General features: G+C 62.4%; 9 protein-coding genes. 2 read left to right on the top strand and 7 right to left on the bottom strand.

Annotation, left to right across the window (positions count from 1 at the left end):
• Position 1 precedes the first annotated feature (1 nt).
• Complete coding sequence (locus ACFPPB_RS08325) at positions 2-682, bottom strand: Crp/Fnr family transcriptional regulator (RefSeq protein ID WP_377326229.1); 681 nt, start codon at positions 680-682, stop codon at positions 2-4.
• 369 nt (positions 683-1,051) lie between these two features.
• Entirely contained in the window at positions 1,052-1,855 is an 804-nt protein-coding gene (locus tag ACFPPB_RS08320) for a universal stress protein (protein WP_377326227.1), read from the bottom strand.
• 287 nt (positions 1,856-2,142) lie between these two features.
• On the opposite strand from ACFPPB_RS08320, the gene ACFPPB_RS08315 reads away from it, so the two are divergent.
• Positions 2,143-2,634 (top strand): universal stress protein, encoded by a 492-nt coding sequence (locus tag ACFPPB_RS08315; protein WP_377326225.1) that lies wholly within the window; start codon positions 2,143-2,145, stop codon positions 2,632-2,634.
• 981 nt (positions 2,635-3,615) lie between these two features.
• Here ACFPPB_RS08315 and ACFPPB_RS08310 read toward each other — a convergent pair.
• The 3 genes from ACFPPB_RS08310 to ku form a co-directional block, all read right to left on the bottom strand.
• Positions 3,616-4,242 (bottom strand): GIY-YIG nuclease family protein, encoded by a 627-nt coding sequence (locus tag ACFPPB_RS08310; RefSeq protein ID WP_377326223.1) that lies wholly within the window; start codon positions 4,240-4,242, stop codon positions 3,616-3,618.
• A gap of 193 nt (positions 4,243-4,435) precedes the next feature.
• A complete protein-coding gene (locus ACFPPB_RS08305) occupies positions 4,436-4,681 on the bottom strand; it encodes a hypothetical protein (RefSeq protein ID WP_377326221.1) in 246 nt (81 codons plus the stop codon).
• A gap of 132 nt (positions 4,682-4,813) precedes the next feature.
• The gene (ku, locus tag ACFPPB_RS08300; RefSeq protein WP_377326219.1) at positions 4,814-5,755 is read right to left on the bottom strand and encodes a non-homologous end joining protein Ku; all 942 of its coding nucleotides are present in this window, start codon (positions 5,753-5,755) and stop codon (positions 4,814-4,816) included.
• A gap of 515 nt (positions 5,756-6,270) precedes the next feature.
• Between ku and ligD the strand changes: the two genes are divergently transcribed.
• Positions 6,271-8,844, top strand: a complete 2,574-nt coding sequence (ligD, locus tag ACFPPB_RS08295; RefSeq protein WP_377326217.1) for a DNA ligase D — start codon at positions 6,271-6,273, stop codon at positions 8,842-8,844.
• Between the two features lie 289 nt (positions 8,845-9,133).
• Here the strand turns inward: ligD and ACFPPB_RS08290 are convergent, their stop codons facing one another.
• Together ACFPPB_RS08290 and ACFPPB_RS08285 are read right to left on the bottom strand one after the other, a co-directional pair.
• Positions 9,134-10,360, bottom strand: coding sequence for an ABC transporter permease (locus tag ACFPPB_RS08290; RefSeq protein WP_377326216.1), 1,227 nt, complete (start codon positions 10,358-10,360; stop codon positions 9,134-9,136).
• A gap of 10 nt (positions 10,361-10,370) precedes the next feature.
• Positions 10,371-11,684: an ABC transporter permease gene (locus ACFPPB_RS08285; RefSeq protein ID WP_377326213.1), complete on the bottom strand. Its 1,314-nt coding sequence runs from the start codon at positions 11,682-11,684 to the stop codon at positions 10,371-10,373.
• Positions 11,685-11,704 lie beyond the last annotated feature (20 nt).

The following is an 11,704-nucleotide window of genomic DNA, read 5'->3' as shown; positions in this document are numbered from 1 at the left end:
CTCAATTCAACGCAGTGCTCATCCCCGCCATCGAACGCAGCCCGTCGACATCCAGCACGCGAACTTCGCGGCGCTGCACGTCGATGTAGCTCATGTCGTGCAAGTGCGACAGCGCGCGGCTGACGGTTTCATGCTTGAGAGCCAGGAAGCTGGCCATGTCGATGCGGCTCATGCGCAGGATGAAGTGTTTCGCGCTGTAACCCAGGCGGGCGTAGCGTGCGGCGACGTCGAGCAGGAAAGCGGCCACGCGACGTTCCGCAGCCAGCGTGCCCAGCATCAGCATCCATGAACGATCGCAGCGGATTTCGGCGGCCAGTGCCGAGGTCAGGTGCGACTGCAGTTCCGGCACATGCAGGCAGGCACGCAGTACAGCCGGGTATGGGAGCTCCCACGCCTCGCTGTTTTCCAGGGCCACCACATCGCTCGCATAGGCCTTCAGGCCGATCGATTCCACGCCGATGAGTTCGCCGCGCATGCGGAAGCCGGAGATCTGTTCGCGGCCATCGTCAGCCAGCTCGCAGATCTTGTAGGAGCCCGCATGCACCAGATAGATCGCATGGAACGGCTGGCCGGCATGGCAGATGCTCTGCCCGGCGAGGTGCTTGCGGCGCTGCACCTGAACGTATTCGCGGATCGCTTCGATGTCGATGCCAAGGCCGTTGCCGGAAGCCGGTTGGGCCATGGAAGCGCGGAGCCCACCTGCCTGTGCGACGCGATTGTCTGTTGCCAGCACTGTCATGACACGTATCTCCGCGATGCAGTCCATGTTGACTGAGGCGTGACTCTAGGTCCGTTCCGTAACGGCAATAGTTCGGTTCTGTAACGGTTTGTAACAGCGTCCCGCTCTCTCGACGCACGCTCGAATCGCCGCCCGTATCGCGCCAGCCCAGGACTCATCGCGTATTCCGTTCTAGGGATCGCCATGCGGCACGATGGATGAAGGACGCCGCGGCGAGCGCACTCGCCGGGGGAGAGATCGTTCGATCAAGCAGCTATTTTTGCCGGCACCACGCGCTCAAATGAGGCCGTAACCGCTCGATACATCGCAAGCTCAATGCGCCGTCAGCACCGGCAATGGGGCGTGCTGGAGCACATGGCGTGTCGTGCCGCCCAGCATCAGTTCGCTCACTCGCGAGTGACCCCATGCCCCCATCACCAGCAGGTCCGCATGCATGGCATGCGCCTGATCGAGCAAAGCTTCACCGGCGCTGGTTGTCGCCGGAAACTGTCGCATCTCGTGCAGGATGACGCCTTGCCGCGTGAGCCAGTCACGCACCGGCAGCGGCGGCGGCGTGATGCCGGGCAAGACGTCGCTGGCGCCATCGACGAGGCATACCATTTCGGCCTTGCGCAGAAGCGGCAAGGCCGCACGCAAGGCACGCATGGATTCCTGCGTGCTGTTCCAGGCCACCAGAATTCTCGCCTGCCGGAATGTCCCGTCCCACTTCGGCGGAACCAGCAGCATCGGGGAAGCTGCCGTGAGCAATACCCGAGTCACATAGTCCATGCCGGTGGGATAGCCCGCTTCACGATTCGGCAGACGGCTTACCGTGATATCCGCCATGCACGAACGCCGCGCCAGTACCGGCACGTATACACCGCGAATCACCTCCCAGTTGCCCTGGACACCATGTTCGCGGCATCGATTCATCCACCAGGCATCGTATTGCCTGGCTTCGTGTTCCTCGGTCTCCAGCACGGTCATGACTTCGGGCATGGCCATGGTCGAGGGAAATACCTCGACGATATGCAGCCCCGTCGCATAGGCGTCGAGGTGGCCCGCCAGCGCCAGGCCGGCTTGCATCACGGGATTGTCGTCGCGCATTTCTTCCATGTTGACGAGGATCTCGAACATGACGGCGCCCCTCGACTGGATTCTATGCACCGACACTCATCCAGGCGCGGGGAATTCGTCTTGATCTGGATCAACCGTCGTCGACGCGACTCGGGCACGTGGGCTGCCAGGGCGCGCTCCGTTTCAGCCGATCGCCGTGCAGGACCCCCGCACGGCGACATCCGGTCCAACTGGCTATTACGCAACAAGTTGACCGCGATCAATATCCCGGCAATCGCTCAAGCCAACATGACGCCTGACGCGACCGGGTACAGGCGCGACACCTCAAGACGCAGAAGGCTCTGTTCATGTCCACCGAAACCGCCGTGAGTCCGGAACCTGCCCATGTGCAACGAAAGGCGCTGTTCCAGCACTTGCTTCTGCCGCTCGACGGATCGGATCTGTCGCTGCGGGCTTTCGGCATGGGCCTGGAACTGGCCGGAACTTTCGGCGCCAAGGTGCTGGCGTTGCATGTCGTGCCGCCATTCAACTCCATTGCCTACATGGCTGAAGTGCTTGCCGCAGCGGAGCTGAGCTACAGCCAGCAAGCCGTGCAAAGCGCCTCGCGCTACCTGGATAAGGCCAAAGCACTGGCCAAGGCCGCCGGAGTGCCCTGCCAATGCCACTACGCCTTCGGCGAACGTCCCCATCAAGCCATTCTGGAAGCCGTCAACGAACATCGTTGCGACCTCATCGTCATGGCTACCCATGGCTGGCATGGCCTGAACCGGCTGATGCTGGGCAGCGAAACGCAGAAGGTTCTGCTGCAAAGCAAGATCCCGGTGCTGGTCTGCCGATAAGCCCCCCACGGACGTAGGATCGACGCTTCCTGGCGGCGGGATGCGGTCCAGGCCCGACTTTCCCGCTCCGGGCAGCATCAAGTGTTGGAGCCCGATTCCGCACGTCGAGGAAGCTAGGCGTGATCCGGGTCGTCCAGCTCCGGCTTGGTCGCGGTCGGACTGTCATCATGCCAGCCCGATGCATGGCCAATCGATGCATGAGCACCCGGTCGTGCTGCAGTTCAAGGCGCTCGATATAACGGCAACGCCGGTCGACAGTCCACTGCGCGTCCGTCGCATCGAGTCCTGCTGCAAGCACCCGCTACAGGTGCTCCACCGCCAGCGCCAGGAGCAGCCCGGACCGCTCTAAGAGGGCTTCAAGCTCGGGGACGACGTACATGGCTAAAGCTTATCGGCCCATGTTGTTGAAGAAAAGCGAGCACCGGATGAAGAGTTCGGCTCAAGCCGCTGGCGTAGAGACGAGAGCGGGCGTGGCCAAACGGAATCATGGACTCGACTCCGCCATTGAATCGCCGGGACTTTTCGATACGCAGATCAGCAGCTCGATCTCCTTCGCTCGCCGGAGACGACGCCGGCATACCCAGGCGCGCCGGTGGCCGGCATTGGAAAATTCGGACTTATTCAGACCATCCCGAAACGACGAAGTCCGAGGCAGTTCGCAGAAAAGCGCACACCGGCCCCGGCCTGTTTCGTGGGAGCGACTTCAGTCGCGACTGCGTGGCGGTGCGATGCGCCCTCCTGCTGTGCACCGCGCAGCCGCAACGCCGAGATGCCGCAGGCCGTTGTCGCGGCCATCGCGACTGAAGTCGCTCCCACGGGCAAACCGGCATCCCGGCGACGAGCTACATCATCTTGCTGGGGATGATGCGGCTGAGCGGCAAGCGCTCGACTTCCAGCGAGCCCGAAGGCTGCCGGTGCGGGCACCGGGAATGCGAGGCCACCCATGTGCAAGGAAGCAAGAAGAAGTAGCGGGCATCCGGTTCAGTGCGCACCGAAATAGTCGTCGCTGCGATACCAGTCAAGCACCTGCGCCGGCACCAGGGCCCGAATCTCCATGCCCAGCGCTGCGCAGGCGTCGAGCACATCGCGCAGCACTTTCGCGCCATGTCCGCTTCGTGCCGGACCCGGCACATTGAAGTATTCGTACTCCAGCGCTTCCAGCATGCGGGCCGACCAGCTGTACAACAGCGTGCTGCGTTCGACAAAACGTTCGCGCAGCCAGGAACTCAGCGGCGCATGCAGCGGGAACCCCTGATCCGCGCACACCTCGCGCGCCAGCACCTCGGCCGGCGGCGAAACGCCGCGAAACCATTCGGTATATCCGGCCGCCGCTTCTCGCACCACCAGCGGCGCCGGCGCCCGGTGCCCGGCAAACCTGGTGATGAACAAGCGCTCGATGCGACGCGCATCGCGCAGTTGATCGGTCTGGATGAGCAGCCCGCGATCCAGGTCGAAGAATTCGAAAAAGCGCCGATGCAGCGTGCGGAACCGGTTCGGCGGGTCACGTGAAAAGCCGACCTTGAGGATGTCCTCGTCGCGGCAAGGCAACACGTAGACGAATGTGCGCCCGCGGCTGGCAAAACGCGGATAAAACCCTTCCTCTTCCACAAGAACACCTGCATGCGAACGGTGGAGTCATCGATGGCCTAACGGCCGGTATCGCCGCACCATACATCTCATCCCGCTGCCGAAAGAACAACCCTGCTCCGCTCCAGAGCGAGGCCGCCGCAGAACCGACCTCAGGTGGCATCCGAAGGTGAATGGCCGCTGTTCGCATGGCCGCCCATGGCCTCGCGCTCGCTCAGTCCGGAGGCGCCTGCCGGCTTGTGCGACTTTTTTTCGCAGGCCTTTCTGCGTCCGGATCGCGGTCCTGGCCGGGAATCCGCTCAGGTGCGTTCGCGGGACGGCCGGGTGCCGGCCCGACACCATGCTTCCGCGCTTCACGTCGCTTCTTCTGTTCCTTGGCAAGCGGGGCATCGCCGACCAGTGTATCCGTGCTGTCGCTGGTACCGATCGCGCCGAACCGAGGAAGGTTGGTCTTGCCCATGAGGTCCTCCGTACATTGCCGCCGAAGATTCGGCCATACTTCTCCTGCTCGCGTTTACAGAGCGTGCAAGCATGATTGCCGATGAGTTCGCCCACCTAGGCACGCGTTCCGAAGCGCCGCACCGGTTGCATGTCAGCTTGCCTTGCGGGACGGTCCGCGTTTCCTGGCGGCCTTCTTCGCGGTCGGTTTTTTCGCCGCAGGCTTCTTCGCGGCGGAGGCTTTCTTCGGGGCCGCCCTGGAAGGCGGCTTCGCGGCAGCTTCCTTCGCCGGCGTGCGTTTCCTGCTGGCCAGGCTCTTCTGCAGCAAGGCCATGAAATCCACCACGTTGGTCGCGGTGTTTTCCGGCGTGTTCGTTTCGTCTTGGGGCGGCGTGACCACGCCTTTGGATTTGAGACGCTTCTCGATGACCTTGCGCAGGCGGTCGCGGAATTCGTCGCGATAGTTTTCCGGTTTCCAGTCATCGCTCATCGAGTCGATCAGCTGCTCGGCCATCTGCATCTCCTTCGCCGAGATCCGGTATTTCGATGCCGCTCCTGCGGGAATCCTGTAGTCGTCGGTGTCCAGCAGCTCCTGCGGATAGCGCATCAGCATCAGCATCAGCGCATCGCCCTTGGGCATGACGGCCGACAGGTATTCGCGGGTTCGTATCACCACGCGCGCAATGCCTATCTTGCCGCTGCGTTTGAGCGTCTCGCGGAAAAGTACGTAACCCTTCTCGGCTTTCTTGCCCGGTACGAGCACGTAAGGCTTCTCGAAATATTCCGGCCCGATCGACTGCGCATCGACGAAGGCCTCGACCTCGACCGCCTCGCGTCCCTCCGGGTCGGCCGACTTGATGTCCTCGGGCTGCAGCACGACGTAGTTGCCCTTCTCGTATTCGAAGGCCTTGACGATCTCCTTCCACGGCACTTCCTCGCCGGTTTCCGCATTGACGCGCTCATAGCGCACCGGCGTGTTGCTGCGGCTGTCGAGCATGCGGAAATGCAGGTCGACGCTGCGCTCGCCCGACATCAGCGAGACCGGTACGTTGAGCAGCCCGAACGAAAGGGTTCCGGTCCAGATGGGACGTGCCATGGCGAAGGTTCTCCGATGATGGCGCCTGGGTCAGGAGGCGTGCCTGGCGCGCGTCGTTACTGCTTTCTCCGCAGCTCTCCACCGGCAGCGGTATGCGGACTATTCCCCTTATGCCGTCGACGAGCTGTCAAATACACCTAGGGACGCCCTGGTCTATTCAACGCAGGCGGCATGATGTCCAGAAGGTTCGCAGGTGGTGGTGTGTGGCGCCGCCAAGGCTGGTTGCCTTGGCAAGCCGCGCGCTGCCGCCTGCGGGCCTTCTGGACATCACCCCGTCATTTGTTTTCAATCGGTTGGGCCGGTTCTGTCTGCCCCCATCTCCGCGGCGCACCTCCTCGACAGGCGGCCAGCCTGCCTTCGTCGACGCACCTTGATCTGCGGGCAGACAGAGCCGGTGACGCCTGCGTTGAATAGATCAGGGCGTCCCTAGATGATGAACGCTTCACCCCGGACGCACGACGCATTCGCTAGCATTGCCGATTCGACGATTCTTCTTCTGCAGCGAATGGACGGCGATGAACAGCCTGCAGGACTACCGACGCAAGCGCGATTTCTCCAGGACACGCGAACCCGCGGCCGATGACGTTCCGGCAGGAGACCGCCGCGCGATCTTCGTGGTGCAGCTGCATCACGCCAGCCGGCGCCATTTCGACTTCCGCCTGCAAGTCGGCGACGTGCTGAAGAGCTGGGCGGTGCCGAAGGGGCCCAGCTATGACCCGCAAGTAAAACGGCTGGCAGTCGAGGTCGAGGATCATCCTGTTTCGTACGCCGACTTCGAAGGCGACATCGAGCACGGCTACAGCAAGGGCCATGTCGATCGGTTCGACCGCGGCGTGTGGACCACGCAAGGCGATGCGGAAGCCCAGTTGCGGAAGGGTCATCTGAGCTTCGAGCTGTTCGGCAAGCGGCTCAAGGGCGGCTGGCGGCTGGTACGCAGCAGCCGCAGGGAGCGTCAGCCCGCGTGGTTCCTGATCAAGGCCAAGGACGCGTTCGCCGGCGATGTCGAGGCGGATGACCTGCTCGACGCGAAGATGACGCGCAGCACCCGCGAGGCGGCGAAGACACCGGCGGCCAGGGCGGCGGTGAAGCAATCGACCGCCCGCAAGAAGACCGTTCCCAGGATGAGGAAACTGCCCCGCCTGCACCTGGCCAGGGCGGCAGCCGCCTTGAGCGGCGCGCAGCCGGCGGTGCCAAGCAGCAAATTCTTCAAACCCGAGCTGGCGCGCCTGCGCGAATCTCCACCCGAAGGAGCGCAATGGCTGCATGAAGTGAAGTGGGATGGCTACCGCATCCTCGCGGCGATCGCGGACGGCGAGGTGAAGCTGTGGTCGCGCAACGCGCTGCCATGGAACGACAAGCTGCCGGATGTCGTGCAATCGCTGGAATCGCTGGGCCTGCACTCCGCCCGCTTCGATGGCGAAGTTGTCGCGCTGGATGCGCGCGGACACAGCGACTTCAACGGGCTGCAGCAGACGCTTTCGGGCGAAGCGCAGTTGCCGCTGGTCTACATGCTGTTCGATCTCCCTTACCTCGAAGGCAGCGACTTGTCACGGGTCGGCCTGCTGGAGCGCAAGCAGCTGTTGCAGAAGCTGCTGGCGCACGCACCGAAACATCTCGGCTTCAGCACGCATGCGATCGGCGACGGCAAGGCTATATTCCGGATGGCGACCGACCAGGGGCTGGAAGGCATTGTCTCCAAGCGCATCGATGCGGCCTACCATCCGGGTCGCGGCGACGACTGGCTGAAGATCAAGCGGCTGGAGAGCGACGAGTTTGCCGTGGTGGGCTACACGCCTCCCAAGGGCAGCCGCAGCGGCTTCGGCTCGCTGCTGCTGGCCAGGCCCGATCCGCATGTAAAGTCCGGCTGGATCTATGTCGGACGGGTGGGCACGGGCTTTTCGAACGAACAGCTGCGGCAACTGAGCGAGGCCATCGCCGACAAGGGCAGCACCCAACCCACAGTGAAGCTAGCCGCCATCGATCCGTTGCTGCGCGGTGCGCGATGGGTCAGGCCGGCGGCGGTCGCCGAGGTGTATTACCGCGGCATCGGCAACAAGAACTTGCTGCGCCAACCGAGCCTGAAGACCATGCGTACCGACAAGACACCTGCGGATCTGGCCGACTCCGATCGCGCCGGCGGCAAGCCCAAGCCGGCGACGAAAGCTCCAATTGCGGGGCGCAAGCCATCCGCTTCGAAGCCGTCCTCTCGGGGATCGGCCGGTATCGAGATCACGCATCCTGATCGCGTGGTGTTTCCGGACGATGGCTACACCAAGCAGGACGTGGCCGACTACTACGCCAGCATCATGAAGTGGTTTCTGCCCGGCGTGGTGCATCGCCCGACCTCGGTGATCCGCTGTCCCGAAGGCACGGCAAAGGCCTGTTTCTTCCAGAAGCACATGATCCAGGGTCTGAAACACGTGGGCAGTGCGGAGCTGAAGGAGGAGTCCGGTGCGCTAGCAACTTACATCTATCCGCTGGATGCCGATTCGGTGATCGAGCTGGTGCAGTTCGGGGTGCTGGAATTCCACCCCTGGGGTTCGACCATCGCACAACCCGATCTGGCCGACCGCGTGGTGTTCGACCTGGATCCCGGCGACGACGTGGCCTGGCCGCGTGTCGTGGCGGCCGCGCGATTGATGCGCAAGCTGCTCGCGCAGCTCGGCCTGGAATCATTCCTGCGCACCACCGGCGGCAAGGGCTTGCACGTCGTCGTTCCGTTGAACCCGGGCTGCGCCTGGCCGCAGGTGAAAGACTTTGCGCAAGCCTTTGCCGCGACCGTGGCGCAAGCGCATCCGCTGGAGTTCATCGCGACCGCGACCAAGGCGCAACGCGGCGGCAAGATCTACCTGGACTACTTGCGCAACAGCCGAGGCGCCACCAGCGTGGCGTCGTATTCGCTGCGCGCGCGCAGCGGGGCTCCGGTGGCCATGCCGTTGCGCTGGAGCGAGCTGGGCAAGCTCAGGAGCGGACGCGACTTCGATATCCGTTCCGCGCCCAAACGGATGGCACGCCTGCGCTCGGATCCATGGGTCGGCATCGACGACGTGCGGCAGGACCTCAACAACATGACGCGGAAGTTGCGCTGAATCAGGCCTCGCCAGGAATGGTCTGATCAACCTCGACTTCGTCGTCCCCGCGATTTTCGACAGCCGCATGGCAGGTCATCCCATGTCTTCTGCAGATTTCCAGCACAGCTGACCAGGTTCGCCGAACAACTTGACCCCCCATCGCCAACCGGACGGCCATCCGACTGATGGTCGATTGTCGACCCGTCGCTGACCGTGACGAACGGCTGCTTTCTGGAAAGCCGCTCTCTGCGTAGAGCTGATGAATTCGACTAGAAAGACCGAACTCTGCTGATCGAGGATTCAGTGCTCAAACCGATCGTGTCGCCACGACCGGCGCCACGTTGGAAGCACGGCGCGCCGGAACCAGTACAGCTACCTGACCGAGTACGAGCATGGCAATTACGCCTATGGCCACGTAGAACAGCGGAAGATGCATCATTTCGTAATGCCTCATCAACCATTCGTTGAGGCCAAAGGCAAACAGAGCGCCGACTACCGCGCCGCCTCCGGCGATCAGCAGGTTCTCAATAAGAAAGTAATGCAGTATGTCGATCTTTCTGGCACCAAGTGCTCGCCGCACACCAATCTGCCGGGTCCGCTGGCTCACCCAGAAACTGGTCAGACCGACGATGCCCGCGGCGGTAACACTCAGCAGAATGACGCAAATGATGCTCATCAGCAGCGCGATGCCGCGCTCCTGGCCATAAGCCTTGGCGCGCATCTCGGAAAACGAATGGATGCCGGTCGGCATATGGCGCATTGGGTTCACTGCAAAAAGTGCCTTGTGGATTTCGCGTATCGCCTCCGTCGTGCGGCCGACGCGCGCGCGCGCCACATAGCCCGCCCAAAGAACATCATCTCGCAGCGGCTCGATCACCGAGTTGAAGGCCCATGTGCTATCCGCCCACGTCGGTGTTTGCAACCGCTGGACGATGCCCACAATCTTGGCCGGCTTGCCATCCTGGTACACCGTCTGGCCGAGTGCGTTGCTACCTGGAAAGAGTTGATCAGCGACGGGTTTGCTCACGATCACGACAGGTGAGCCGGGGCCACCCTGTCCGTGCCGGATCTCGCTGGCGGAAAAGTCGCGGCCGGCGATCAGGTGCAGGCCGAAGGTCGCCCGCAAGTGCTCGTCGCCGTAATAGTAGGCCGCACGCACGATTTTGCCTTTGCGATCCGCATCACGAGAAATATCGCCCGCGTCATCGCCTTGGAGGAGAGGAATACTTGTCGATGCCGCGACATTCTGCACGTCCGGCAGATTCCGCAGCGTTTCCAGATCTGTACGTTGCAGGGCATCGAGCGTCTCAATTTTGGCGGCATCATCGCCACCAGAGGGGGCTGGCAATTTCTGCAAAATCCAGATCAGGCCACCTTCCTCTAGGCCGGTCGGGCGACTCATTCGCTCGATGGTATGGCCAATAATGAAGAAAGCATTGGCGACGATCGCCAACGTCAGTGCGATTTGCAACACGATGAGAAGCGTAGCGGCCTTGTGTCGACGCAAGGCCACGAGGATTGGATAAACGTTCATGGCGTGGTCCTCATGCTGCTTTGAGTTGCAACGCAGGCGGCACGCGCGACGCCCGATACGAAGGGTAGACAGCGGCAAGCAGGGTGGCAGTCACGGCAAGCAGCAGCGTGAGCAAAAGCAAGATGGGGTCGATTCGTGCCAGCGCGGCGAGCCGTGCTGGCATCACCAAGCCGACACCCAGCACGCCGATGGTAGTGAACAGCAGCCCGAGGATGCCGCCACCGGCTCCGATCAATCCCGCCTCGGTGAGGAATTGGGCATAGATCGACGCCCGCGATGCGCCGAGTGCGCGCCGCACGGCGATCTCACCGCTGCGCCGCAGGAACTTGGCCAACAGCAGCGCCACCGTATTGACCAAGCACACGATCAGCAGGCCTTGCGCCACCAATAGCGACACTCGCGTGTTGTCGGGTACCACGTGCTGGTAGTCGAGAAATGCCGACACGTCGCGCAGGCGATTGTTCGGCCGCCACTGAAAGCGGCCCAGCTGTTGCTGCTCGCTGGCATACGCATCGAGGTATTGCCGATACGCCCGCGCACCGGCTGGACTATCGAGTTCAACCATGTAGGAGAGCCATACACACTCTGAACGCAGAAGCGCTGCGAAGTCGGTGCCTGCATAGTGGCCGTCTTTGCAGTCAGCGTGGGTGTTGTTGAGGACGTTATTTGCAACCGCGAATTGAACCGGTAAAAAAAAGTCGGGCTCGAAGTCTTGGTACCTCATTAGTGCAAAAAATTCCGGTTCCGGGTTCCAGTGCTTGACAACACCCACGATACGATAGTCGTGATTGTCGATGGCGATGGTCTTGCCGACGCTGTTGCCGCCACCGAACATCTGCTGGTTTAGGTGATCGCTGATCACCACGACTGGAATCTGACTAGCATCATCGCCCGCACTCCAACCATTGCCGTAGTGAAACGGCACATCCAGCATGGGGAAAAATTCGCTGTAGACCGCATAGCCCCGGATGTCGATAAGGCTGTTGCCTTGGTTGGTGCGAGGCGGCATGATCGAACGCCACATCGGAATGATTGCCGATTGGCGGAAGGCTCGATGTTGCCGCATCAGCGCCATGGCATCGATATAGGTCAGCGTCGTGGGCGGCTCGCCATTTTCGCGGTGGCCCGGCCCCCAGGCATCGATTTGCGGTACGAACAGTTGTGACGACTTCCATGGAATCGGATCGGCGGACACGCCGCGAAATACCGAATACATCGTCATGGACGCCGCCACGCCAAAGCCGATCGCCAGCATCATCAGTGCAGTAAGGCCAGGGCTGCGCCGCAAGCTGCGCACAGCCAGTTCGAGATAATAGGCAAACACTCCGTTGTCCCCTTGCGACA

This window comes from Rhodanobacter terrae, assembly GCF_042657005.1.
GTDB lineage: Bacteria > Pseudomonadota > Gammaproteobacteria > Xanthomonadales > Rhodanobacteraceae > Rhodanobacter > Rhodanobacter terrae.
The sequence above is the reverse complement of the archived record's forward strand: the minus strand, read 5'-3'. Positions and strand labels throughout refer to the sequence as shown.

Excerpts from the sequence above, each read along its gene's own strand:
- ACFPPB_RS08325 (WP_377326229.1), bottom strand. The coding sequence starts at position 682 with ATGGCCCAACCGGCTTCCGGCAACGGCCTTGGCATCGACATCGAAGCG.
- ACFPPB_RS08320 (WP_377326227.1), bottom strand. The coding sequence starts at position 1,855 with ATGTTCGAGATCCTCGTCAACATGGAAGAAATGCGCGACGACAATCCC.
- ACFPPB_RS08315 (WP_377326225.1), top strand. The coding sequence starts at position 2,143 with ATGTCCACCGAAACCGCCGTGAGTCCGGAACCTGCCCATGTGCAACGA.
- ACFPPB_RS08305 (WP_377326221.1), bottom strand. The coding sequence starts at position 4,681 with ATGGGCAAGACCAACCTTCCTCGGTTCGGCGCGATCGGTACCAGCGAC.
- ku (WP_377326219.1), bottom strand. The coding sequence starts at position 5,755 with ATGGCACGTCCCATCTGGACCGGAACCCTTTCGTTCGGGCTGCTCAAC.
- ligD (WP_377326217.1), top strand. The coding sequence starts at position 6,271 with ATGAACAGCCTGCAGGACTACCGACGCAAGCGCGATTTCTCCAGGACA.
- ACFPPB_RS08290 (WP_377326216.1), bottom strand. The coding sequence starts at position 10,360 with ATGAACGTTTATCCAATCCTCGTGGCCTTGCGTCGACACAAGGCCGCT.